Source organism: Methylobacterium sp. J-077, assembly GCF_022829365.1.
GTDB lineage: Bacteria > Pseudomonadota > Alphaproteobacteria > Rhizobiales > Beijerinckiaceae > Methylobacterium.
This window is the reverse complement of sequence record NZ_JAKSYJ010000142.1, coordinates 1-22,880: the sequence shown is the minus strand read 5'-3', so window position 1 is coordinate 22,880 and position 22,880 is coordinate 1. Positions and strand designations below refer to the sequence as shown.

At 69.5% G+C, this 22,880-nt stretch carries 21 protein-coding genes and 1 pseudogene; 13 read left to right on the top strand and 9 right to left on the bottom strand.

Going from position 1 to position 22,880, the window contains the following annotated elements; all coding sequences use genetic code 11:
* Positions 1 to 292 precede the first annotated feature (292 nt).
* The 4 genes from MKL11_RS16975 to MKL11_RS16960 all read left to right on the top strand — a co-directional run bounded on the left by MKL11_RS16975 (position 293) and on the right by MKL11_RS16960 (position 3,507).
* Entirely contained in the window at positions 293 to 2,146 is a 1,854-nt protein-coding gene (locus MKL11_RS16975; protein WP_409565873.1) for a DEAD/DEAH box helicase, read from the top strand.
* Between the two features lie 22 nt (positions 2,147 to 2,168).
* Positions 2,169 to 2,492, top strand: a complete 324-nt coding sequence (locus tag MKL11_RS16970; RefSeq protein WP_243945322.1) for a hypothetical protein — start codon at positions 2,169 to 2,171, stop codon at positions 2,490 to 2,492.
* 339 nt (positions 2,493 to 2,831) lie between these two features.
* Positions 2,832 to 2,999 carry a hypothetical protein gene (locus MKL11_RS16965; RefSeq protein ID WP_243945320.1) on the top strand — a complete coding sequence of 56 codons (168 nt, stop codon included), beginning with the start codon at positions 2,832 to 2,834 and terminating at the stop codon, positions 2,997 to 2,999.
* Positions 3,000 to 3,099: 100 nt separating this feature from the next.
* Positions 3,100 to 3,507: a DUF3597 domain-containing protein gene (locus MKL11_RS16960; RefSeq protein ID WP_243945318.1), complete on the top strand. Its 408-nt coding sequence runs from the start codon at positions 3,100 to 3,102 to the stop codon at positions 3,505 to 3,507.
* Between the two features lie 40 nt (positions 3,508 to 3,547).
* Here the strand turns inward: MKL11_RS16960 and MKL11_RS16955 are convergent, their stop codons facing one another.
* Positions 3,548 to 4,624, bottom strand: coding sequence for a polyamine ABC transporter substrate-binding protein (locus MKL11_RS16955; RefSeq protein ID WP_243945316.1), 1,077 nt, complete (start codon positions 4,622 to 4,624; stop codon positions 3,548 to 3,550).
* Between the two features lie 101 nt (positions 4,625 to 4,725).
* Positions 4,726 to 5,082 (bottom strand): RidA family protein, encoded by a 357-nt coding sequence (locus tag MKL11_RS16950; RefSeq protein WP_243945314.1) that lies wholly within the window; start codon positions 5,080 to 5,082, stop codon positions 4,726 to 4,728.
* Between the two features lie 180 nt (positions 5,083 to 5,262).
* On the opposite strand from MKL11_RS16950, the gene MKL11_RS16945 reads away from it, so the two are divergent.
* The gene (locus tag MKL11_RS16945) at positions 5,263 to 5,526 is read left to right on the top strand and encodes a GlsB/YeaQ/YmgE family stress response membrane protein (protein WP_243945312.1); all 264 of its coding nucleotides are present in this window, start codon (positions 5,263 to 5,265) and stop codon (positions 5,524 to 5,526) included.
* 79 nt (positions 5,527 to 5,605) lie between these two features.
* Here MKL11_RS16945 and MKL11_RS16940 read toward each other — a convergent pair whose 3' ends face one another.
* From MKL11_RS16940 to rpsO, 3 genes are all read right to left on the bottom strand, one after another.
* Positions 5,606 to 5,827 carry a YgaP-like transmembrane domain gene (locus MKL11_RS16940; RefSeq protein ID WP_243945310.1) on the bottom strand — a complete coding sequence of 74 codons (222 nt, stop codon included), beginning with the start codon at positions 5,825 to 5,827 and terminating at the stop codon, positions 5,606 to 5,608.
* A gap of 298 nt (positions 5,828 to 6,125) precedes the next feature.
* On the bottom strand, positions 6,126 to 8,348 hold the full coding sequence (gene pnp, locus MKL11_RS16935; protein WP_243945308.1) for a polyribonucleotide nucleotidyltransferase: 2,223 nt from the start codon (positions 8,346 to 8,348) through the stop codon (positions 6,126 to 6,128).
* Positions 8,349 to 8,554: 206 nt separating this feature from the next.
* Positions 8,555 to 8,824 carry a 30S ribosomal protein S15 gene (gene rpsO / locus MKL11_RS16930; RefSeq protein WP_007560136.1) on the bottom strand — a complete coding sequence of 90 codons (270 nt, stop codon included), beginning with the start codon at positions 8,822 to 8,824 and terminating at the stop codon, positions 8,555 to 8,557.
* A gap of 261 nt (positions 8,825 to 9,085) precedes the next feature.
* On the opposite strand from rpsO, the gene MKL11_RS16925 reads away from it, so the two are divergent.
* From MKL11_RS16925 to MKL11_RS16905, 5 genes are all read left to right on the top strand, one after another.
* Complete coding sequence (locus MKL11_RS16925; RefSeq protein ID WP_243945306.1) at positions 9,086 to 11,095, top strand: hypothetical protein; 2,010 nt, start codon at positions 9,086 to 9,088, stop codon at positions 11,093 to 11,095.
* Entirely contained in the window at positions 11,092 to 11,712 is a 621-nt protein-coding gene (locus MKL11_RS16920) for a hypothetical protein (RefSeq protein WP_243945303.1), read from the top strand. The genes MKL11_RS16925 and MKL11_RS16920 overlap by 4 nt, the downstream gene beginning before the upstream one ends.
* Before the next feature lie 279 nt (positions 11,713 to 11,991).
* Positions 11,992 to 12,396 (top strand): hypothetical protein, encoded by a 405-nt coding sequence (locus MKL11_RS16915; protein WP_243945302.1) that lies wholly within the window; start codon positions 11,992 to 11,994, stop codon positions 12,394 to 12,396.
* On the top strand, positions 12,393 to 13,847 hold the full coding sequence (locus MKL11_RS16910) for a methyl-accepting chemotaxis protein (RefSeq protein WP_243945299.1): 1,455 nt from the start codon (positions 12,393 to 12,395) through the stop codon (positions 13,845 to 13,847). Before MKL11_RS16915 ends, MKL11_RS16910 begins: the two co-directional genes overlap by 4 nt.
* 60 nt (positions 13,848 to 13,907) lie before the next feature.
* A complete protein-coding gene (locus tag MKL11_RS16905) occupies positions 13,908 to 15,323 on the top strand; it encodes an amino acid permease (RefSeq protein ID WP_409565872.1) in 1,416 nt (471 codons plus the stop codon).
* On the opposite strand, the gene MKL11_RS16900 is transcribed toward MKL11_RS16905, so the two are convergent.
* The 4 genes from MKL11_RS16900 to MKL11_RS16885 all read right to left on the bottom strand — a co-directional run bounded on the left by MKL11_RS16900 (position 15,307) and on the right by MKL11_RS16885 (position 18,923).
* The gene (locus tag MKL11_RS16900) at positions 15,307 to 15,717 is read right to left on the bottom strand and encodes a flagellar basal body rod protein FlgC (protein WP_243945297.1); all 411 of its coding nucleotides are present in this window, start codon (positions 15,715 to 15,717) and stop codon (positions 15,307 to 15,309) included. The genes MKL11_RS16905 and MKL11_RS16900 overlap by 17 nt on opposite strands.
* Positions 15,718 to 15,867: 150 nt before the next feature.
* Positions 15,868 to 16,728: a formyltransferase family protein gene (locus tag MKL11_RS16895; protein WP_243945295.1), complete on the bottom strand. Its 861-nt coding sequence runs from the start codon at positions 16,726 to 16,728 to the stop codon at positions 15,868 to 15,870.
* The gene (locus MKL11_RS16890) at positions 16,728 to 17,495 is read right to left on the bottom strand and encodes an SDR family NAD(P)-dependent oxidoreductase (RefSeq protein ID WP_243945294.1); all 768 of its coding nucleotides are present in this window, start codon (positions 17,493 to 17,495) and stop codon (positions 16,728 to 16,730) included. The genes MKL11_RS16895 and MKL11_RS16890 overlap by 1 nt, the downstream gene beginning before the upstream one ends.
* A gap of 120 nt (positions 17,496 to 17,615) precedes the next feature.
* On the bottom strand, positions 17,616 to 18,923 hold the full coding sequence (locus MKL11_RS16885) for a capsule biosynthesis protein (protein ID WP_243945281.1): 1,308 nt from the start codon (positions 18,921 to 18,923) through the stop codon (positions 17,616 to 17,618).
* Positions 18,924 to 19,270: 347 nt separating this feature from the next.
* Between MKL11_RS16885 and MKL11_RS16880 the strand changes: the two genes are divergently transcribed.
* The 3 genes and pseudogenes from MKL11_RS16880 to MKL11_RS16870 all read left to right on the top strand — a co-directional run.
* A complete protein-coding gene (locus MKL11_RS16880; protein WP_243945279.1) occupies positions 19,271 to 20,767 on the top strand; it encodes a capsular biosynthesis protein in 1,497 nt (498 codons plus the stop codon).
* A 212-nt stretch (positions 20,768 to 20,979) separates the two neighbouring features.
* A complete protein-coding gene (locus MKL11_RS16875) occupies positions 20,980 to 22,473 on the top strand; it encodes an LTA synthase family protein (protein WP_243945277.1) in 1,494 nt (497 codons plus the stop codon).
* Between the two features lie 206 nt (positions 22,474 to 22,679).
* A pseudogene (locus tag MKL11_RS16870) lies at positions 22,680 to 22,880 on the top strand (sugar transporter); the annotation flags it as partial.

Sequence of the window (22,880 nt, the reverse complement as noted above, 5' to 3'; positions counted from 1 at the left end):
CTTCGGCGCCGCTGCGCGGCTCGTCCCGTGCTGGGTCCCGGATCAGGTTCCGCTTCGCTCCACCTGTCCGGGAAAGGGGCGGTGCAGGATGAAACGCTACGCCCTTTCCCGGGCGCATGCAGCGCCAGCGGAATGCGACCCGGGACCCTGCCTAAGACGCGCCGCGCAGCGGCTCATTCTGACCGCGCCCTGAGCGCCCGGGAAGAAAACACGAACGTTCCGTGTCCCCAGGGATTCACAAAGGAATCGGGATCGGCCACGGTGCGGGCATGTCGCCCTGCTTCGCCGGCCATTGACCCGTCCCGCCCCGTCCCTGCGGTCCCACCAGCGTACGTTGATGGCCCTCGTGGCGGCCATGGCGAGCGGGGAGGCGGGGCATGTCCGGAAGATCCTGGCGGCGGTGACGCCGGGGGGCGGCAAGTCGCTGCTGCCGGTGATCGCGGCGCACACGCTGATCGCGGCGGGCCGGGTCGAGCGCGTGGTCTGGGTGGTGCCCCGGGATTCCCTGCGGCTCCAGGCCGAGGAAGCCTTCGCCGACCCGCTCTGGCGCGCGGCGTTCGGGCATGGGCTGAGTGTGCGCGCCGCCGATAACGAGCGCGACCCGGCCCGCGGACTCTCCGGCTACGTCACCACCTATCAGGCGGTGGCCGCCGCCCCGGCGTTGCACCTCGCCGAGGCGCGGGGGCACCGCACCCTGCTGGTGGTCGACGAGGTGCACCACCTGCCGGTCCCCGGGCGTCCGGGGGCGGAGGACGCCTCCGCCGAGGAGGAGGCCGAGGCGGGGGCGTGGTCCCGGGCGATGCTGCCAGTGATGGAGGCGGCCGAGATCGGCTTGTTCCTGTCCGGCACCCTGGAGCGGGCCGATGGCCGGCGCATCCTCGGCCTGCCCTACCGGCCGCCCGCCCTCGGCCGCGGCCCGGAACTCGACCTCGACGCGCCGGGGCTGGCGGTGATCGGCTATTCGCGCTCGCAGGCCTTGGCCGAGCGGGCGGTGCTCCCAGTCACCTTCGGAGCGATCGACGGCGAGGCGAGCTGGCTCGAAGGCGGACGGATTGCCGGCGACAGCCCCCGGGTCGGGCCGCACCGGCTGGGCGCCGGATCGGTCCGGGTCACCACCCGGCCGGCTTTGTTCACGGCCCTGCGCACCGGCTTCGCGCGGGATCTCTTGAGCGAGGCGTTCTTCGCCACCAAGCGCCTGCGCGCCCGGCGCCGGCTCGAACGCGACCTGCCGCCCGGCGAGATGGCCCGGGGTCTGGGCAAACTCCTCGTGGTCGCCCCGGACCAAGCGAGCGCGCGCACCTACCTGACGACCCTGCGCAGCTGGATGCCGGCCAGGCAGGGCGAGCGCGATGTCCGGCTGGCGACATCCGGCCAGGGCGACGCCCATGCGGCCCTGGCGGCGTTCCGCCTGACCGCGGAGCCGGCGGTGCTGGTGACGGTGGCGATGGCCTATGAGGGGCTCGACGCCCCCGAGGTCGCCGTGGTGGCGGCCCTCACTCATATCCGCTCCCGGCCCTGGCTGGAGCAGATGCTCGCCCGGGCCACCCGGGTCGATCCGCATGCCGGCCCCTACGACAACCAGCAGGCGCTGGTCTTCCACCCGGACGACCCGCTCTTCGCCCGGTTCCGCCTGGAACTCGAGACCGAGCAGGGCAGCAGCGTCCGGCCCAAGCGCGAGCGGCCGGCCAGCGCCATCGTCCCGGAGCGGACCCCGTGGCGCGACGAGGATCCCGGCGGGATCACGCCGCTGGAGAGCAACGCGATCGGGCTGCGCTACGCCCTGCTGCGCCCGCGGCTCGCCGAGCCCGCCCCCGTGGCGCCGGCGCCGGAACCGCCGTCCGTCACCGAGCGGACCCTGCGCCAGCGGCTCGCGGTTGCGGTGGCGAGCCAGGCGGTGGAGGACGAGGCGTCTCTGCGCGTTCCCCGCGGCGGCAACCTTGCGCATCGCTACAACGCGGTGCTCAAGCGTGTGCTCGGCAAGGGCCGCGCGACCATGACCCTGCCCGAACTCGAAGCGGCGCTAGCCTGGCTTGAACGCAACCGGCTCTCGGACCATCTCGACCGCCTCGACGGCGATACCCGCTACGCGTGGTCCGCCCGCCAGCGCCGCGGCCGCTGGCAGCCGGAGCGCGCGGCCGGGCGTTGATCCGTCGCGAGAGGAGGTCGCCATGACCGGGACCCTACCGGCCGATTTCGCGGCGGCGCTGACCGAACCCGAGCCGCCGTCCGCCTGGCCCGCGCCGCGCGCCGCTCTCTGGTGGCTGGCCAAGCACGCGACGGAAACCCCGGACGCCGCCTGGACGCGGGCACATGCCCTGGTGCAAGACGCCCCCGGGTCCGACGCCGCCTGGGTGCACGCGCATCTCCACCGGATCGAGGGCGATGCCGGCAATGCGCGCTACTGGTACGACCGCGCCGGTCGCCCCGTATCGCGCGAGACGCTCTCCGAGGAGCGGACGGCCCTGATCGCGGCCCTGTCGAGCGGCGGTTGATCATCGGACCGCCGAGGCTCGCAAGGTCTCAGTCGCGCCTCGGAGGTGCCGAACGTTCCCGTGCAACGTGCCAGAACGACGGGATCGGGCGTTCCATAACACGATCGGGCGGTGCGCGACGGCCAGGACTTCAATATCGTCGCCGATTATCGTTAATGCGAGACTCGAGACCATTGATATACGCGCCTCTACACAGGCCGAAATCAGACACGGCGCTCCGCTCGCTTGTAACGACAATTTTGGTCCGTATGGATTCCCCGTTGACTACGTGGTATTTTACGTCCAACAGCGGCGAAATCTGATTATGGGTAGACGTGTCGATCCCGGATCACAAGGAACGTGCTGGTTATCGTGATGAGCTTGAGCTGTTTAGTCTTCAGTGTCGGCCTGGCGGGTCTTTCGCTGCGCCACCCCGCCCGTGCGGTCGTCCTCGAACGCTGGAGCGGGATCTGCCTGGTGCTCGGCCTGTCCCTGCTCGGGGTCGCCCTGCACGGCGTCCGCTTGTAGTCTCAGCACTGCGCAGACCGATTCTCGGAACGCCCGGGCCGACAACCGGTTGACAGCCCGCCCGGCGCGCAGGTCGGGCCTCGATTATCGGAGCGGACCTATGAGCCTCCTCGGCAGCATCGTCGGCAAGATCCTTCATCCGTTCGGCGGCGGTTCCGCGGACGCCGCACCCTCATCCACGTCGGGCTCCTCCAGCGGCTCGGCCGGTACGGGCACCGCGTCGGCCCCCGGCGGCGCGGGCGGCGGCGAGCCCGTGGACGTGGCGGCCGTGCTCACCGGCCTAGCCGAGAAGAACGGGCAGACGCTCGATTGGCGCCACTCGATCGTGGACCTGATGAAGCTGCTCGGCCTGGATTCGAGCCTGTCGGAGCGCAAGAAGCTCGCCGACGAGTTGCACTACACCGGCGACAAGGAGGACTCGGCCTCCATGAACATCTGGCTGCACAAGCAGGTGATGCAGAAGCTCGCCGAGAACGGCGGCAAGGTGCCGGAAGACCTCAAGAACTGAAGCTCAGCACGGCCCGGCGTTTGATCGCGCCGGGCCTCCCTCAGCGTCCGGTGCGGACTCGGGTCCAGAGCCGGGTGACGTAGCGCTGGGTGCGGTCGTCCCAGGCGGTGTTGATCGACAGGCGCTGCATCGTCGTCTCATCGGGGTAGATGCCGGGATTGTTCAGAATCTCGGGCGTCACGAATTTCTTCGCCGCGAGATTGCCGCTGGCATAGGCCACGAAGTTGGTATTGGCCGCCGCCACCTCGGGCCGCAGCATGTAGTCGATGAAGGCCAGGGCCTCGGCCGGATGGGCGGCATCCCTCGGAATCGCGAAGGTGTCGAACCACATCAATGCGCCCTCCTTGGGCACGACATAGGCGATCTCGATCCCGTTCTTGGCTTCCTCGGCCCGGCGCTTGGCCTGCATCACGTCGCCTGAATAGCCCACCGCGATGCAGATATCGCCATTGGCGAGCGCCTGGATGTATTCGGAGGCGTGGAATTTTCGCACGCTGCCGCGCACCTTGTAGAGCGCGTCGGTCACCAGGGTCAGATCGTCCCAGCGCTTGGAATCGGCCTTCGCCCCGAACACCGGCAGCATGCTGGGAATCAGATCCTCGGGTGAATCGAGCATCATGATCCCGCAATCCTTGAGCTTGTTGGCGGATGCGGGATTGAGGACGACGCTCCAGGAATTCAGCGCCGCGTTGGCGCCTAGGCGCTCGCGCACGGACGCGACGTTGTAGCCGATGCCGGTGGTGCCCCACATGTAATCGACCGCAAACGTATTGCCGGGGTCGTACACGGCGAGCCGATTGGAAATCTCCGGCCAGAGATTGCCGAGGTTCTTGAGCTTCGACTTGTCAAGCGGCAGGAAGGCGCCGGCCCGGATCAGCCGCTGCAGGTAGGGCCCGGACGGCACGACGATGTCGTAGCCCGAGCGGCCCGCCAGCAGCTTGGTCTCCAGAATCTCGTTGTTGTCGTAGGTATCGTAGACGACCTTGATCCCGGTTTCCCGGGTGAAGGCGTCGAGCACCTTTGGGTCGATGTAATCCGACCAGTTGTAGATGTTGACGGCCCGCTCCTCCGCAGCGCGCACGGGCGCGGCGAGGGGGAACAGGGCTGCAACCAGCATTCCCACTGCCAGACGAAGGCCGGTCCGCCTCGGCGATGCGGACCGGCGCTGCGACGGGACGAGGCACCGGACTGGTTCGACCCGGCCCGTCCCGGCCCCGCTCACGCCTGCCTCGCGGCGACGACCACGATCTCGACCAGATATTGCGGATCGCACAGCCGAGCCTCGACAGTGGCGCGCGCCGGCGGATGCTCCTTCGATACCCAGGCGTCCCAGGCGGCGTTCATCTCGGCGAAATGGCCGATATCGGCGAGGTAGATCGTCGCCGACAGGATGTGATCCTTGTCGCTCCCGGCAACGGCGAGCAGCCGGTCGATCTGGACCAGAATGTTCTGGGTCTGCGCAGTGACACCGGTGCCGACCGGATCCGACGCCACTTGGCCGGCGAGGTAGATGGTGTTGCCGTGGACGGCGCCCTGCGACATCCGCGAGCCCGGTTCGATCCGTTCGATGCTCATCCAAGTCTCCAGCCGGCGAAAGCCGGTATCTGCCGTGGCAGCGGTGCGGCCGTAAAGGGCCGCGCGCCCACGCGCCGCGGGAACCCGCGGAAAATTCTCCCTGACCTGTGCAGTTGCGAGCAACCGTGGCCGGCTGCCGCGCGTTCATCCGGCATCGCTTGTCACGCTTCGGGGTTCGTCATGGGTATTCTCTGGACCATCATCATCGGCTTCCTCGCCGGAATCATCGCCAAGTTCTTGATGCCCGGACCGAATGAGCCGTCGGGCTTCATCCTCACGACCATTTTGGGCATCGTCGGCGCGTTCGTGGCGACCTTCCTCGGCCAGGCCATCGGCTGGTACGGACCGAACCAGGGCGCGGGCTTCATCGGGGCCGTCGTGGGCGCCGTGGTGGTGCTGTTCATCTACGGCATGATCGCCGGCCGCCGCAGCACGACCATCTGAGGGTTCTTCAGATCGCACAACGAAGAAGGGGCGCCCCGCGGGGCGCCCCTTTTTTGTGGCTTGATGGTTGGCCGAACCGTCAAAAATGATCTGCCGCTGCCTTCACGGCGCAGTGGCCGGTGGCGCCCCGCACGGCCAGTCCGACGCCGACGACCAGCGCCAGCAGGCTGAGGATCTTGTTCGGCCGGGGCTGCGCGGCCGCCGCGGCGATCCCGAGGCCCAGAGCGACCGATACCGCCCGTTCGGTGGTGGTCAGGTTCGGCTGCCCGCTGAAGATATCTTGGATCATGTCGTTGGCCATGAAAGAATTCCCGCTGTGAAGTCGCGGTGCGAACGCGGGCGCCGGGCCGGCGTTCCCGCGGGAGGCGTGCGGGCTGCGCAGAAGGCCCGGATAGCGTCCGTTTTCGAGCAGACGCGATCGACCGCGCGACGGTGAGCACGCTATCTCGATGGCCTGAGCCGGACCTGCCGAACAGGCACACGCGGAGGCTCCGGCTCGACGGGGTGATCCGGCCTATGAAAAAGGCGCGGCCCCGGGGGACCGCGCCTCTCATCTCACGACCGCGCCGGCCCGAACCGGCGCGGGACAGTCATAAAAATCACTCGCCGGCGGATTCGCGGCGGCGCTCGCCCCGGTGGCGGCCGCCATTGTCCTCGCGCCGAGGCTCGCCGTCTCGGTCGCCGCGGCTGGACTCGCGCTCGGCCTTGACCTTCTCGGTGATGTCCTCGCCGGTCTGCTGGTCGACGACCCGCATGGACAGGCGGATCTTGCCGCGGTCGTCCTGGCCGAGGAACTTCACCTTGACCTTGTCGCCTTCCTTGACGACGTCAGTCACCTTGGCAACCCGCTGGACGGCGAGTTCCGAGATGTGGACGAGGCCGTCCTTGGCGCCGAAGAAGTTCACGAAGGCACCGAACTCCATGCACTTCACGATCGTGCCGTCGTAGATCATGCCGTTCTCGGGCTCGGCGACGATCGAGCGGATCCAATTATAGGCCGCCTTGATCGCCTTGCCGTCGGCCGAGGCGATCTTCACGATGCCGGTATCCTCGATGTTGATCTTGGCGCCGGTCTTCTCGACGATCTCGCGGATCACCTTGCCGCCGGTGCCGATCACGTCCCGGATCTTGTCGGTCGGGATCTGCATCGTCTCGATGCGCGGCGCGTACTCGCCGAGCTCCGGACGGGCGTCGGTGAGAGCCTTGGCCATCTCCTGGAGGATGTGGGCGCGCCCGTCCTTCGCCTGGTCGAGGGCGACCCGCATGATCTCTTCGGTAATGCCGGCGATCTTGATGTCCATCTGGAGCGAGGTCACGCCCTCGTCCGTGCCGGCCACCTTGAAGTCCATGTCGCCGAGGTGATCCTCGTCGCCGAGGATGTCGGACAGCACCGCGAAGCGCTCACCCTCGAGGATCAGGCCCATAGCGATGCCGGCCACCGGACGGCGCAGGGGCACGCCGGCATCCATCAGCGACAGCGATCCGCCGCAGACCGAGGCCATCGAGGACGAGCCGTTGGACTCGGTGATCTCGGATACGACGCGGATCGTGTACGGGAACTCGTGCGCCGGCGGCAGAACCGGCCGGATCGCGCGCCACGCCAGCTTGCCGTGGCCGATCTCGCGGCGGCCCGGGGAACCCATGCGGCCGGTCTCGCCGACCGAATAGGGAGGGAAGTTGTAGTGGAGCAGGAAGCGCTCCTTGTAGGTGCCGTCGAGCGAGTCGATGAACTGCTCGTCCTCGCCGGTGCCGAGCGTGGCGACCACGAGGGCCTGGGTCTCGCCGCGGGTGAACAGCGACGACCCGTGGGCGCGGGGCAGCACGCCGACCTCAGAGACGATCGGACGGACCGTCTTCAGGTCGCGGCCGTCGATGCGCGAGCCGGTATCGAGCACGTTCCAGCGTACGACCTTCGACTGCGCTTCCTTGAAGGCGGCCTTGACCTTCTCGGCCGGGAACTTTTCCGCACCCTCAGAGCATAGGGCGGCCATCACCTTGGCCTTCACGGCGTCGACGGCGGCGTAGCGCTCCTGCTTGACCGTCTTGGTGTAGGCAGCGCGCAGCTCGGTCTCGCAAACCTCAAGGACGGCCTTCTCGACGTCGGCGTTCTCGGGAGCCTTAAAGTCGCGCGGCTCCTTCGCGGCCTTCTCGGCCAGGCGGATGATCGCCTCGATGACCGGCTGGAAATGCTTGTGGCCGAACATCACGGCGCCGAGCATCACGTCCTCGGACAGCTCCTTGGCCTCCGACTCGACCATCAGCACGGCGTCCTGGGTGCCGGCGACGACGAGGTCGAGGGAGGATTCCTCCTTGGTCTCAGTGACCAGCGGGTTCAGGCGGTAGCCGCCGTTGATGTAGCCGACGCGGGCGGCGCCGATCGGGCCCATGAACGGCACGCCCGACAGGGTGAGGGCGGCGGAGGCCGCGACCATCGACACGATGTCGGGATCGTTCTCGAGGTCGTGGGTCAGGACGGTGATGACGACCTGGGTGTCGTTGCGCCAGCCCTCGATGAACAGCGGGCGGATCGGGCGGTCGATCAGGCGGGAGACCAGGGTCTCCTTCTCGGAGGGACGGCCCTCGCGCTTGAAGTAGCCGCCGGGGATGCGGCCGGCGGCGTAGGCGCGCTCCTGGTAGTTCACGGTAAGCGGGAGGAAGTCGATCCCGGGCTTCGGCTCCTTGGTGGCGACCACGGTGGCGAGCACGGAGGTCTCGCCGTAGGTGGCCAGCACCGCGCCGTCAGCCTGGCGGGCGACCTTGCCGGTCTCGAGGACGAGCTTGCGGTCGCCCCACATCAGCTCTTCACGTTGAACGTCGAACATGCTTGTCTTGTCCTTGCCTTCGGCGGGCCTAGCCCGGCGCCGTCGGGGGCAAGACGGCGAGACATTTCTTCAACGAAATGTCTGGCGATCCTGCCCCGACGCTGGCGCCTCGAAGCGGCCCGTTTTTCGCGCGGCCGGACCCATTCCGGCAGCCCGAGATCGTGAAACGCGGCCCCGAGCCGGGCTCGGAACCGCGCGTGGTAGTTTTAGCGGCGGATGCCGAGACGCTCGATGAGGGCGCGGTAGCGGGCCTCGTCCTTGCGCTTGACGTAGTCGAGCAGCGAGCGGCGCTGCGAGACCATCTTCAGCAGGCCCCGGCGGGAATGGTTGTCCTTGCCGTGGGTCTTGAAGTGGCCGGTGAGGTTGGTGATCCGCTCGGTGAGGATCGCGACCTGGACCTCGGGGGACCCGGTGTCCTTGGCGTCCTTGCGGTGTTCCTTGATGAGCGCGGTCTTGCGCTCTGCCGTGATCGACATCGCATGCCTTTCGGGTTGTGCAGGTTCGGATGCGGCGCCCCGCTGGAGGGCGCGCAAACTCGGCGTTCGGCCGGTGCCGGGATGTCGTCCAGCACGGTCACAGCGCCAAGCGGCTCAAGCCCCGCCCGGTAAGCCGGGCTGAGGCTGCGCGATCCATACACGAAACCATCGGATAAACCAGCCCCGGGGCCAGGCAGCTCGCCGAGGGAAGGGTTAACACCCGCGTGCTAGCCGAGGGGCCGCACGAAGGGTGGCCCGGCGATGAACGCGAGTCTCACCGACGCGTGCGGCGTCCTCGCGGCGACGCTGCTCGGCGTCCCCCTGGTCCTGCTGCCGGGCTACACGCTGGGCAGCCTGACCGGTATTTTGGGGTTCCGCACCCTCGCCCCCGGCGGCCGTCTCCTCTGCTCCGCCCTGTTGGGACTCGGGCTGCTGCCGGCCCTCGACAGCCTGCTGGTCCAGGCCGCGGGGATCCCGGTCGCCGTGCTGGCGAACGGCGCGCTGGGGCTGGCGGCGCTGGTGACCGCGGTCCGCGAGTTGCGAGGCCGGATCGACCTCCCGGCCGCGGGGCGCGGGCTGGCGCTCGCTGCGCTCTGGCTCGGGATCGTCGCCTACGCGCTGATCGACATCGATACCGGCACGGGCCTGTACCAGCCGGTGACCGTCATCGACCTCGTCAAGCACGCGAGCCTGACCCGCTCGATCGTCGAGGCCGGCCTGCCGCCGGTCGATCCGTTCTTCGCCCGCCCTGAGCGGGCCGGCTACTACTACTTCTTCTACACGCTGTGCGCGCTCGTCGACTGGGCCGGCGGGGCGCTGGTCGACGGACGCACCGCGTTCGCCGGGATGGCCTTCTGGACCGGGATCGGCCTGCTCGGCCTGCTGGACCGGCTGCTCGCCGCCACCGGGCTGGTGCGCGACGTCGCCCCGCGCCGCGTGCGCCTGGCCACACTCCTGGTGCTGCCCGCGGGCGGCCTCGACATCCTGCTGGTCATCCGCAACCGGATCGAGACCGGCCTATGGATCCCCATTCCGGAATGGCTGAACGAGCAGGTGCTGAACTGGCCGAGTTCCCTGATCTGGGTTCCGCACCACGTCGCGGGCGCGCTGGCCGGCTGGCTGGGGCTGCTCACCCTCGCCGACGCTGCGGACGGGACCCGGCGCGCGCGCGGAACCACGGTCGCGGTGGCGGGCATCGCGTTCGCGGCCTGCGCCGGCCTGTCGGTCTGGGTCTGCCTCGGCACGGTCGCAGCGGCGGGGACCTGGCTGGCGCTGCTCGCCATCGAGCGGCGCTGGCGCGATGCCGGCCGGCTCGTCGCAGCCGGGGTCGTCGCCGCCCTCCTGGCCGCGCCCTACCTGTCCGGGCTCCTGGCGAGCCGAAGCGAAGCCGAGCAGGCGATCGCGTTCGCGGTCCGGAGCTTCGGCCCCCTGGAAGGTGCGGCGGACGGTCCCGCATTGAGCCTGCTCCGCCTGATCCTGCTGCCGGTCAATTACTACCTGGCCTTCGGGGTCTTTGCCGCCGGCGCGTTCCTGTTCTGGCGGATCGTCCCCCGGCGGGAGGCCCACGCAAGCGAGGCGGGGCGGCTGCTGACCATCGTGGCGGCCTCGTCCTTGCTCATCGGGGGCTTCCTGCGCTCGGCGATCCTCTACAACGACCTGGGCTGGCGGGTGGTGCTGCTGGCGCAGGTCGCCACCCTGATCTGGAGTGTGGCGGCCCTGACGCGGGGCGCAGGCGCGCGGCTCCGTCTGCCCGGTCTGATCGCCGTGCTGCTCCTGCTCGGCTACGCGACGACGCTCTACGGATTCGCCGGGATGCGGGCCTATCAAACCTCCTCCCACCCGAGCTTCGCCTTCCTCAACGGCCGCCCCGACATCGATCGCGCCCTGCGGGCGGCCTATGCCTGGGCCGGCGCGCATCTGCCCCGGGATCTGGTGCTGCAGGCGGCACCCGGCGCGCCGCGGGTGTTCGATTTCGGCCTCTATGGCTCTCAGCCGGTTGCAGTCGCCGATCGGGAAGCGCGGCTGTTCGGAGCCCCGGAGGCGGCCGTCGCGGCGCGGCTGGCGCAGGTCGAGCCGATGTTTCGTGATGCTCTCGACGCCGACGCGGTACGCCGCCGAGCCGAAGCGACCGGCATCGGCGCGCTGATCGTCACCGCGCAGGACGCACCCTGGAACAACCCGGATTCATGGGTCTGGCGCGGTCGCCCGCTCTACGCGTCGCCGCTGGTGCGGATCCTGTCCGTCGAGGACCTCGACGGAGCGCCGCGGTGACGGAGGCCACCCCCTCGCGCACGCGACAGGCGCTGCGCTGGCTCGCCGCCCAGGGTGCGCTGCATGGGGGTGCGCTTCTCATCGGCTTCGCCTGCTTCGTGCTGCTGTTCCGGACGGATCTCTGGTCCGACGTCACGATCCTGTTCTATCGCGGCCTGATCCTGCTGGTCGTGGCCTTCCTGATGACCGTGGTAACGACGGCGGCCCTGGCCGGGCTCGGCCGCGCCTGGGGCCTGCGCCGCCGCGACGCCCTCGGCGCCTGCGTGTTGTCGCTCGCCCTGAATCTGAGCGTCTTCGTGATCTTCCCAGTGACGGTCGACCGCTCGATCAGCGTGTTCCTGCTCGGGCAGTTGGCGGCCCATCCTGAGGAGCGCTTCAGCGCCGAGCGGGCACGGGCGCTGTTCGAATCCGTCTATCTCGGCGAGTTCCATCAGATCGAGCGCCGCCTGTCGGAGCAGACTGCCTCGGGCAATATCGTTCCGGACGGGGACGGCTACGTCATCACCCCGCAGGGCCGCGCCTTCATTCGGTTGTCAGGACTTGTGGCCGAGGTCTTCCGGACCGATCCCAGGATGATCGAGGGTCGGTCGCCCTCGCGGAGTTCACCGACACATTGAATCTGTTGGCGCGCGTTCTGCCCCATCTCAGACAGCGCGACTTACGCGAGCCCATTCGGCCAACACATCGCGATCCGTGACGTTCAAGCTGAAATTGCCATTCCGATTAGGCCAGAAGCATCGACTGTGATCGATGCCGCGGATAAAACGGCTCGACGTTGAATCTTGAAGCGGCTCATCAAATCGCGATAATTGCTCCTGGTGCTTTCATCAAAACCGATTTTAGACTTTAGGCACGAAACATTGATCCTGCATGAGCACCCGCATGACCCTTCGGTGATGCTTGAAGATATCGGCAGCGCACGTCTCAATCACGGAGCCGGCACCGGCCATGCAGTCGAGTGGGCGCTCGGAGGGTTCGGCTGCCTGGTCGCGGTGCTGGTGCCGTTTGCCGTCCTGGCGCTGCCCCAATCGGACGTGGTGGCGGTCGTCGGACCGCCGGGCGGCGGCGCTGCCGAGTCCGTCCGGATCGTCGCGGAAGCAGGCGGGACCCTTCTGAACCGTGCCGGCCCGGACAACGTCGTCCTGGCCCGCTCGGACCGGAAGGGCTTCGCCGGCCGCCTCTATGCCGCGGGAGCCTGCCTCGTCCTCGACGGCCGCCTCTCAGAAGGTTGCGGCCCATCCGCTGCCTCAACGCCTTCGCCGAACGCCACCCCGGCTACGGCCTGGAACTCGCCTCAATGAGTCATCTCGACATCCTGCAGCGCCGCTTCGCCCACTTCCTGATCCTGCTGCTCTGGGCCCACGTGTTGATCATCCGCGCATACGAGGCTGTTCTAAGCGAGGGCTTTCCCGCACTCAGCCCGATCGCTGGGGCCATTTGCCTCGCCGGCATCGTGACCACCCTGTGGCTGCGCGACCCCATGAGCGCGGCCACTCGCATCGTGAGCGGTGTGGCCTTCGTGGGCATGGCCGCACTCCTGCTGGTCGTCTGTGCCGGTCGTCCCTGGCAGATCGACATGCACATGTACTTCTTCGCCTGCCTGGCGATGCTGGCCGGGTGGTGCGACTGGCGCGTGTTCCTGACGGCGGCGGCGGCCACCGCCCTCCATCATATCGTCCTAGATCTCGCGATGCCGAGCCTTCTTTTCCCGGGCGAGACGGCCGATATGGGCCGGATCCTGCTGCACGCCGCGATGGTGCTCGCCGAGACGGCGATCCTGATCGCGGTCTGCCGAACCGTGGACAGCTCCTTCAAGGCGCTCGAAACCTCCGAGGCCGAGGTTCAGGCGCAGCTTGCCCGGGCCATGGAGCTGGAGCGCGAGGCTGCCGCGAACCGGTCTGTGATCGAGACCGCGCGCAAGTCCGGGACCGAGCAGCTCGCGCGCGCCTTCGAGGATTCGATCGGCGGCATCCTCGACCACGTCGCCGGCGCCGCTGGTGCCGTCCAAACGCGTGCCGCCGGCATGGCCTCGACGGCGGACCGATCTATCGGAGTGGCCTCCACCGCCGGCGACGTCGCAGGCAAGGTCCAGGGCGCCGCGCCGGCCGCCGAGGAACTGGGATCCTCGATCGGTGAGATCGGCCGGCAGGTCGACGTGTCGGCCGAGATGGCGCGCGAAGCCGCCGAGCAGGCCGCCGCGGCGACGCCCCTCGTCACCGAGTTGCGCACGGCCGCCGAATGCAACGGCGACGTGGTGGCGCTGATCTCGGACATCACCGCCCAGACCAACCTGCTCGCCCTCAACGCCACCATCGAGGCGGCCCTGGCCGGCGAGGCGGGCCGGGGCTTCGCGGTGGTCGCCGCCGAGGTCAAGGACCTCGCCGACCAGACGGCGCGTGCTGCGCAGGAGATCGCCGGTCAGGTCAACCGCATCCAGACCTCGACCGGGCAGGCAGTCGCCGCCGTAGACGGCATCACCGTCCGGATCCGCGACATGAGCGGCGGCGCCACGGCGATCACCGCCGCGGTCGAGGAACAGCGCGCAGTCACGCAGGAGATCCAGAGACACGTCTCGAAGGCCGCCACGGACACGAGCGACATCACCGCCACGCTGACGGATGTGACGGGTGACGTACAGGTGACGGAGTCCGAAGCCAGCCACGTCCTCGCCTCGGTCTCGGACCTGTCGAAGGAATTTGCGACCCTGCGCACCGAAGTCAGCCGCTTCCTGGATTGCGTGCGCGCGGCCTGAAGCACCGGCTCGCATCTTGCAGACCAGCCTCCCATCCGATCCACCCGGTGACCGAAGACCGTGAGCCTCAACATATCTGACACCGCCGCCATCGCCGGGACCGAGAGCCCGGCGAGCGGCAATCCCGGCCTAGCCCGGAGCCTCACCGCTCCGGGCCTCGTCGCCATCGGGCTTGGTGCCACGATCGGCGCGGGCATCTTCGTGCTGACCGGAACCGCCGCGGCGCAATATGCGGGTCCGGCGCTGAGCCTGTCCTTCGTGATCGGCGGCATCGCCTGCGGATTCGTCGGCCTGTGCTACGCCGAACTGGCCGCCATGATCCCGGAAGCGGGCTCGACCTACACCTACACGCGGGCGTGCCTCGGCGTGCTGCCGGCCTGGATCATCGGCTGGGACCTCGTGCTCGAATTCGCCATGGCGGCGGCCACGGTAGCAGTGGGCTGGTCAGGCTATGCCCAGTCGCTCGCGGCGGATTTCGGCCTGGCGCTGCCGGCCGCGCTGTCGGGGGCGCCGGGGGATGGCGGCTTGGTCAACCTGCCGGCGGTCATCATCGTGCTGGTGCTGACCGCGTTGCTGACACGCAAGACCCGGGACGCCTCCCTGGTCAACGGTCTGCTGGTGGTCGCCAAGATCGCCATCATCCTGGCCTTCGTGGGCGTCGGCGCGCTCCATCTGCAACCGGGCCTCTGGCACCCGTTCGTTCCCGAGAATGCCGGCGCGTTCGGTGCCTACGGCTGGAGCGGGGTGTTCCGCGGGGCCGCGGTGGTGTTCTTCGCCTTCATCGGCTTCGAGACCGTCGCGACCGCGGCGGGCGAGTGCCGGGCGCCCCAGCGCGACGCGCCGGTCGGGCTGATCGGCTCGCTGGCGATCAGCACGATCCTGTACGTCGCGGTGGCGGCGGTGCTCACCGGCCTCGTCCCCTACCGTGAACTCGACGTGGCCGACCCGATCGCCAAGGCGATCGACCGCCTCGCGATGCCCGGCCTCGCCATCGTGATCAAGATCGGGGCCCTGATCGGGCTGACCACCTCGACGCTGACAGCGCTCTACGGGCAGGGCCGGATCTTCTTCGCCATGGCCCGGGACGGGCTGCTGCCGCCGCTGTTCTGCCGGGTCGATCCGGCGACGCGGGCGCCGGTGGCGAGCCAGGTGGTGATCGGCCTGTTCACTGCGGCTTTGGCCGGGCTGGTGCCGATCGACATCCTGGGTGAGCTCGTCAGCATCGGCACGCTCCTGGCCTTCAGCCTGGTCTGCGCCCTCGTGCTGATCCTGCGCCGGACGGAGCCCGACCGGCCCCGGCCGTTCCGCGTGCCGGCGGCGCCGCTGATGGCCGGGCTCGGCATCCTGTCCTGTCTGGTGCTGATGGCGTCGCTGCCGGCGGATACCTGGATCCGTCTCGCGATCTGGCTGGTGATCGGGCTGGCGATCTATGCTGGATACGGCCGGCGCAACGCCCGGCTCACCCGAGTAGGTTGAGCGTCGCCTGGGTCACCGAATCGATCGAGGCCGAGGCGCTGAGGTTTAGCTCGTAGTTCCGGATCACGGTCTGCAGGTCGGCCGATTCCACCGCGACGTTGACGTTCGGCAGCCGGACATAGCCCTGCCGGTCGGCGGCGGCGTTGGACGGATCGTAGCGCCGGCGGAAGTCGCTGGAATCGCGCACGATGCGGCCCACCGGATCGCGCGGGCTGTCGGGATCGACCGGCTGGAACACCGCGATCTTCCGGGCGTAGGGCGTCCCGCTCGGGCTGGCCGGAGCGGAATCGGCGTTCGCGATGTTCTCGGAGATCGCCCGGATCCGCCCGCCCTGGATCTGGCGGCCGTAGGCCAGCGCGTCGGAGGCGACCTTGAGAGCGCTGGTATCCGGCATGCGGAGCGGGCTCGAACGGCGGCGGGGAAAGACTGTGCGAAGCTTTGCGAAACAGCCTTAAGACCGGGTTAAGAGCCTCTCACACAACGCCCTCTGCGCTGTCGTGTGCAGAGGGAGAGCATCCAGTGATCGGGCGTTGTGTGAGAGGCTCTAAGCCGCCCGGCCCGACAGGCTCACCGCCTCGCGCAGGTCCCGTCCGTCGGTGAGTCGCAGGCCCCTCCGGCGCAGGGAGGCCAGCAGCGCGCGGTCCGGGAACGGGCAATAGGGCAGAACCTCCGTGGTCCGCCCGTCGGGCAGGCGGTCCGTGCGGGCGATCGCGTCGAGCAGTTGGTCGAGCATACCGCGCCCATGGGCGTGCAGCGCTACGGCCGCCCGGGTGGCGGTGGTGTCGGCGGGCAGCGGCACGGCCTCCTGGGCGAGGATCGCCCCGGTATCGATCGTGGCAGCCAGCCGGTGCAGGGTCATGCCGAAGCTGCCCGGCCCATCGGCAAGCGCATGGATCGTTGGAACCGGACCGCGGTGGCGCGGCAGCAGCCCGGGATGGCCGTTGATGCCGCCAAGACGCGCCAGCCCGATGGTCTCGGCCTTCAGGATCTGGTCGAAGTGATAGGTCAGGATCAGGTCGGGGGCGGTTTCGCGCAACCGCTGCGCGACCTCAGGGCCGTTGACGTCGTCGACCGTCAGGATCGGGATGCCGAGGCGCCGGCACAGGGTCTTGAGCGGGGTCGATTCGGGCGCGTCACCGCTCCCGGCCATAGCCTGGGTCAGGGGCGCCAGCGGGCGCAGCAGGTCCGGAAGGCCGAAATTCACCGCGAGGTACGGGAGGATCCCGGCCCCGGAGCGGGCGAGATGGCGCCGGACCTGCCCGGTCAGGCCGCCGCTCGTCGGCCGCTCCGCGTTCGAGAGCCCGACGAAGGCGATGTCGGCCCGATGATCGGCCACGAACCGACGCACCACCCGGGCATTGGGCAGCGCCTCCAAGACGAACAGGGCGATCCGGGCGCGGGCCATCAGCGGCGCGGCCGGCGCTGGAACCGGAAGGCGTAGAGGCCGGCCCGGCGGATGCTCTCCGGCAGGAGCAGCACGGTCCTGGCCAGGGCCGCCAGCACGAACGGGAAGGCGATCACGTCGCGGTCCTTCGCGACGCCCTTGGCGATGTGCAGGGCGGCCTCGTCGGCGCTCATCTCCAGGGGACGCCAGCCCTTCAGCTCGCCGCCCATCGGGGTCTTCACGTAGCCCGGCGCCACGACGTTGACCTTCACACCGCGCGGCCCGACCTTCTGGCGCAGAGCCAGTCCGTGGGCGACCAGGGCGGCCTTGGCGCCGCTATAGGCCGGGGCATCCTGCAGGGGCGCGTAGGCCGCCAGCGACGATACCAGCACGATCTGCCCGCGCCCGCGCTGGAGCATCAGGGTCAGGGTTGGCAGCACGATGTTGAGTGAGCCCGTGTAGTTGATGTCGGCGGTCTCGAACGCCGTCGCCTCGGACTCGACCTCGCCCTTCTGGTTGCCGCCGTTCACCGCCGCGTTGGCGATGACGAGGTCCAGCGGCTGGGCCGCGTCGGATTTGTGGATCAGGTCGATCGCGGCGGCTCGGTCCCGCGTGTCGAGGCGCACGGGCTCCACCGTCGCGCCGCTGACGCGGCAATCCCGGGCCACGGCTTCCAGCCGCTCGGTGTTGCGTCCGACGAGGATGAGGCTCACGTCGGCACGCGCGTAATGGCGTGCGAGCGCAGCGCCGATACCGCTCGACGCGCCAGTGATCAGAATGCGGGGCATGGGGCGGGTGCTACGCCGCGAAGCCCGGACAAATCAAGGCCGGGAAAGGCTCACCGGCGATGAAAGGCGCACCCGGCCCCGAAAACTGTCAGCGCGAATCGACAGGTTTGCCGTTACGCTTCAATAGACAGGCGCGAGCTGTCCGTCGCTCTCGCCGCGCTCGCGGATCACCCGCGCGGCGGCCAGCATCGAATCAGGCAGGGCGGATTCCATGCGCGGCACCGAGCCGGCCACGGCCCGCTCGATCGCCCCCTTGGAGAAGAAGCCACCGTTCACCTGCGTCCGGTGCAGCACCACCCGGCGGAAATCGGCCATCAGGCCCATGTCGGGCGCGGTCGGGTTCGTCCAGAATCCGTCAAGGTCGCCCTGATGGGTCAGGCCGGCCATGTTGTAGATCGCGGTGCCGACCGCATGGGTCGGGCGGCCCATCTCCAGGGACAGCATACCCACCGTGGAGTTGACGATGACGACGCCGCGCGCGCCTTTGATCAGGGCCGGCAGGTCGCCGCCGTCGATGAAGTCGAGCCGGTCGCTGACGCCGTGGCGCCGGGCCGAGGCGCGGGCGAACTTGCGCCAGTTGATCAGACCACTGTCCAGGGGGTGCAGCTTCACCAAGAGCCGGGTCGGCGCCGAGGACGCGTCCGCGAAGGACTTGATCACCCGGTCCATGAAGCCCTCCACGCCGAGGAACGGCGAGTGGACCCGGATCTGGTAGTCGCTGTCGAGCTGGAGCGGCAGCAGGAAATAGTCGCAGCCGACCGCCCGGTAGATCTCGTCGCAGCGGGCCGCCTCGCGGCGGGTGTGGCCGCGCCGGGTGAACTTCTTGATCCAGCCGGCATACTCGGCCGCGATATGGGTCGGCCGGTGGCTGCGGAAATGCGGAAAGAGATAGGGAAACGCGATGTTGGCGACGTTGTAGCCGACATCCCAGACGCTGCGGCGGGCCATGTCGCCGGTCGATGGCATCGCCCGGCCGGGTTGGGGCAGGCGCCGCGCCAGAGCGCGAACTTCGGCGGCCGTGCGCGGCAGAGACGAGAACCCGTTCACGCCGCCGAGCTCGCAGGTGATCCAGTTGGGGCGGATATAGCCTTCCTCGAACACGTGGACGCGCAGGCCGCGGACCTCGGCGATCATCCGGGCGGCCCGGTGGAACGGCCGGCAATCGCCGAACAGCACGATGTCGGTGACGGCTTCGCGGTCGAGATACGATTCGAGATAGGTGCCCCACGCCTCGCGGCGGCCGCGGTAATTGTCCGCCGTTCCGTTCCAGAACAGCCAGTCGCCGGGGCAGAGGTTGATGCGGCGGACTTCGTGTCCCCGGGCGCGCAGCGCCTTGCCGAGATCGGAGAAGAACGGGGAAGCGATGCCCTGCAGGAACAGAAAGGTCGCAGGGCGGTCGCGGAGGGCGTCGGGGGCGGTCTTTTGCATTCCGCGGCGCTTCTATCCTTGACCCTCGGCCGGACGGATCCGGACCGGAAAGAGTAAACAGAGTTGGCACGCAGCAACACGGCCCGGCAATCCGAGGCCGCGCCGCAGGGCGGCGTTTCCGCTCCGGCGTGGCCCGTCAGCAACGGTCACGCGTTCGCGGCCACTGCTCGGATTGAAGGGGCAATCGCGGCGACGATATGTCCAAATCCTTTCCAAGCCGTGACGCTTGGGTGATCGCTGCGATTGTCCCCGCCATCCGGGCGATTCCGTGTCGGCCATCCCATCCGGGCGAAAATGCGCTACAGGCGGCCCGAACAAGTCAGCTGACCGGAGCCGGGCACCCCATCATGTCCCTTGAACCGATCCCGTCGCTCTACGCGACCGGCCGGACGATCCGCCGCCTGCGGGCGGAGATCGAGGCCGCGACGGGCTTCGCCTTCGGCCGGGTCCGAACCGGCGCGGTCGGCGCCGTGTGGGTGGCGGAGAGCCTGCCCGCGCGCCTGCTCGCGTTGACCGGGCGGCGCCGGCTGGTGGTCGCGCCGGGTCCGTTGCTCAGCCCGTACGACAGCCCGGCGACAGGGTTTGCGTCCTTGCAACTCAGCCTCGACGGCAAGCCGCTCGGCGGGGAAGGCGGCATCCACTATCTCGATCCCTGGACCCGCCAGCCGATCGGCCGCGAGGCCTGCGCCGCGCACGTGGCTTGGCTCGCCGAGCGGTTCGCCGAGAACGACCGGCGCGTCGTCTATGTCGGCATGTCGCGCTGGAAGCGCCCGGCGCTGGACGTGCTCGGCACCGGTCCCGCCGGGCGCCCGGTCCACACCATGACGGCCGAAGCCGCGGTCGAGGCCGGCCGGCGCCATGACGGCCGGATCCTCGCCTGGGCGACCCGCGCCCCGGGCAAGCTGGAAGACGCCTGCGCCCAGGCCGGCCTGCCGCTCGCCCGGGTGGAGGACGGGTTCCTGCGCTCGGTCGGCCTCGGGGCGAGCCTGCAGCCCGGCGCCTCCATCGTGGTCGACGACCTGGGCATCTACTACGATCCCCGCCGGGAGAGCCGCCTGCAGCGGCTGCTGGCCAAGTCGGCCTTCCCGCCCGAGCTGGTCAGCCGGGCCAAGCGCCTGCGCGAGGAGGTCGTGGCGCGTCGCCTTAGCAAGTATAATGTCGGCCTCGACGCCGCCGCCCTCGACTGGCCGACCGGCCGGCGGATCGTGCTGGTGCCCGGGCAGGTCGAGGACGACGCCTCGGTGCAGCACGGCTCGCCGCTGGTCCGCTCGAACCGGGCGCTGCTGGAGGCCGCGCGCCGGCGCAACCCAGACGCCTTCCTGCTCTACAAGCCCCATCCTGATGTCGAGGCGGGTTTTCGCCCGGGCATTATCCTGGAGGCCGAGGCGCTCACCCTCGCCGACCGGATCGTGGGCGGCATCAGCATTGTCGACCTGCTCGACCGGGTGCACCATGTCGAGACCATGACCTCGCTCGCGGGCTTCGAGGCGCTGATCCGCGGGCTCAGCGTGGCGACCCATGGCCGCCCGTTCTACTCGGGCTGGGGCCTGTCGGAGGATCTGGCGCCGGGGGCCGACCGCGGCCGCAGACTCACGCTCGACGAGTTGGTCGCCGGCGCGATGATCCTCTATGCGCGCTACCTCGATCCGGTGGCGATGAAGCCGTGCAGCCCCGAGCACTTGCTCGACCGACTCTGCGCCGCCCGGGAGGCCGCGCCGCGCAGCGCGCTCTCGATCGGCCGCACCGCCCATCTCGTCATGCGGGCGCGCTACGGCCTGTTCAATCCGATCGTGCGGGCGCTCCGCAGCCGCCGCGGCGTCGGCCGCGAGGCGGGACCGCGCTAGGCGAGGGCGCAATCGTGGCATCCGCAGGCCCGTTTTTTTCGTGCGATCCCAGAGCGTTGGAGCCGGATTCCGTCGCTCCGGGTGAGACGTCGGCTGCCAAGGATCCGCATCAAGACGCGCCGCAAAGCGCCTGTTTCACCGGGTTTTTCCGCGCCGGGTCGCATCCGGTAGCGGCCGCCGGCGCGCGCGCGCCTCGTCCGAGTTCCTGAACCTTGACCACGTTCCTCATCGCCACCGCGCTGACCCTCACGATCTGCCTCGCCCTGGAGGTCTTCATCGGCGATTCGCTCGGCCCAGCGAGCCTAGCCCCGCGCGACCTCGCCCTGCGGTTGCTCGGCTACCTGCTGATCCTGCTGTTCTGGTTCGCCTTCTCGTGGCGGCCCTGGCTCGCCGGGCTGACCTGCGTGGTCTCGGCGGCGGCGCTGATCTATGTCAGCCGGGCCAAGCGCTCGGTGATCGGCGAGCCGCTCCTGTTCAGCGATTTCGTCCTGCTACCGCAGGTGCCGCGCCACCCGCAGCTCTACTACATCCCGCCGCTCTGGGACCCGCGCATCTCGGTTCCGGTGGTCCTGACCCTGATCGCGACGGTGATCTGGTACCGGACCGAACCGAGCGTCCTGCCGGAGGCGCCGATCCCGCGCATTGCGGCGATGCTGGGCCTGCCCCTAGCGCTCTGGTTGCTGGCTCGTGCCGCGTCCCGGCCGCCGCTGGCGGCGCTGGTCACGCGCTGGTTCCCCGACCCGGACCTGGAGGCGGATGTCGCCCGGGTCGGGCTGCCGACGAGCCTGCTCGGCTACACAGCCCGGGCGCTCGCGGGCAGCGCCCCGGTTCCGGATGCGCCGACCCTGCCGCCCGGCCCGGGCGACGACGTGGTCGTGGTGATCCAGCTCGAATCGTTCATCGACCCCGAACGCCTCGGCGGCCGGCCGCTGCCGGCTATGGAGTTGTTCCGCACCCGCGCCGCGCAATACGGCCGCCTGCGGGTCCCGGCCCACGGCGCCTACACGATGCGCAGCGAACACGCCGTGCTCACCGGTCGACCCTCCGACAGTCTCGGCTTCGGCCGGTACGATCCCTACACGTCCCGCAGCGGCGACGAGCCGACCAGCTTGGCCCGGCTGGCCAGTGGCCGGGGCTACGAGACTCTGTTCCTGCACCCGTTCCACAGGGATTTTTTTCGTCGAGCCAAGGTCATGCAGGCCTTCGGCTTCACCGATCTGGTGATGGGCGAAGCCTTCGGGGGGGCGCCCCGGGTCGGCCCCTATGTCGGGGACGTGGCGCTCGGCGAGCGCCTGCTCGACGAGGTCCGGGGCCGGCGCACGCCGCTGTTCCTGTTCTGCGTCACGATGGAGAATCACGGGCCGTGGAAGCCCGGGCGGCTGCCCGAGATCGACGAGCCGGAGGCGCAGTACCTCCACCACGTCGTCAATACCGGTCGGATGATCGAGAACCTCGTGGCGGGACTCGAAGCCCTGGCCCGGGAGCGGGGCCAGACTGTCACCCTCTGCGTGTTCGGCGACCATGCCCCTTCGCTGCCGACCTGCAAGCCGGGCTTCGGCGGTCAGGCGACCGATTACGCGCTGTTCCGGTTCGGCGGCGCGCCCGTCCCGCCGCGCCGCCTGGACATCACCGCCGACGCCCTGGGGCGGGATTTGCGCGCGACCCTGGCCCGCGCACTTGCGGAGACACCAGCAAGGACGCGATAAGGTTAAGCTTGACCGGTTCGAGCTTGGCCGTGCCACGCTGGTGTCGCATTGCCGGCGGATAGCGAAGGCTGTCCCAGAAGCGGGCTCCGCGAGGTGCCCGCCCGTTCGACGCGGCCGTTAAAGTGATCGCAGCGTTTGGCGGTCACCATGTATGTCCCGGCCCGAGCCAGCGATGGCGCGGAGGCCGGCGAGGAGAAGTCTCTGTGATGCTGCGTAAGACGGCGCTCTCCGCGCTGATGGCCGCCCTCGCGGCGGGATCTATCGGCGGCTGCACGTATCTGCCCGCGGCGGGGCCGACGGCGAGCGCGATCGAGGCGGGCGCGGAGGTTGCGACCGCGGACGGCGGCGTGCTCGCCCGCTACGAGATCATCGACGTCACGCCCGCCGTGATCGAGGCCCTGCGCGGA

Bases quoted from the DNA above. Each gene is read 5' to 3' on its own strand.
- MKL11_RS16970 (WP_243945322.1), top strand. From the start codon at position 2,169: ATGACCGGGACCCTACCGGCCGATTTCGCGGCGGCGCTGACCGAACCC.
- MKL11_RS16960 (WP_243945318.1), top strand. From the start codon at position 3,100: ATGAGCCTCCTCGGCAGCATCGTCGGCAAGATCCTTCATCCGTTCGGC.
- MKL11_RS16955 (WP_243945316.1), bottom strand. From the start codon at position 4,624: ATGCTGGTTGCAGCCCTGTTCCCCCTCGCCGCGCCCGTGCGCGCTGCG.
- MKL11_RS16950 (WP_243945314.1), bottom strand. From the start codon at position 5,082: ATGAGCATCGAACGGATCGAACCGGGCTCGCGGATGTCGCAGGGCGCC.
- MKL11_RS16945 (WP_243945312.1), top strand. From the start codon at position 5,263: ATGGGTATTCTCTGGACCATCATCATCGGCTTCCTCGCCGGAATCATC.
- MKL11_RS16940 (WP_243945310.1), bottom strand. From the start codon at position 5,827: ATGGCCAACGACATGATCCAAGATATCTTCAGCGGGCAGCCGAACCTG.
- pnp (WP_243945308.1), bottom strand. From the start codon at position 8,348: ATGTTCGACGTTCAACGTGAAGAGCTGATGTGGGGCGACCGCAAGCTC.
- rpsO (WP_007560136.1), bottom strand. From the start codon at position 8,824: ATGTCGATCACGGCAGAGCGCAAGACCGCGCTCATCAAGGAACACCGC.
- MKL11_RS16925 (WP_243945306.1), top strand. From the start codon at position 9,086: ATGAACGCGAGTCTCACCGACGCGTGCGGCGTCCTCGCGGCGACGCTG.
- MKL11_RS16915 (WP_243945302.1), top strand. From the start codon at position 11,992: ATGCTTGAAGATATCGGCAGCGCACGTCTCAATCACGGAGCCGGCACC.
- MKL11_RS16910 (WP_243945299.1), top strand. From the start codon at position 12,393: ATGAGTCATCTCGACATCCTGCAGCGCCGCTTCGCCCACTTCCTGATC.
- MKL11_RS16900 (WP_243945297.1), bottom strand. From the start codon at position 15,717: ATGCCGGATACCAGCGCTCTCAAGGTCGCCTCCGACGCGCTGGCCTAC.
- MKL11_RS16895 (WP_243945295.1), bottom strand. From the start codon at position 16,728: ATGGCCCGCGCCCGGATCGCCCTGTTCGTCTTGGAGGCGCTGCCCAAT.
- MKL11_RS16890 (WP_243945294.1), bottom strand. From the start codon at position 17,495: ATGCCCCGCATTCTGATCACTGGCGCGTCGAGCGGTATCGGCGCTGCG.
- MKL11_RS16885 (WP_243945281.1), bottom strand. From the start codon at position 18,923: ATGCAAAAGACCGCCCCCGACGCCCTCCGCGACCGCCCTGCGACCTTT.
- MKL11_RS16880 (WP_243945279.1), top strand. From the start codon at position 19,271: ATGTCCCTTGAACCGATCCCGTCGCTCTACGCGACCGGCCGGACGATC.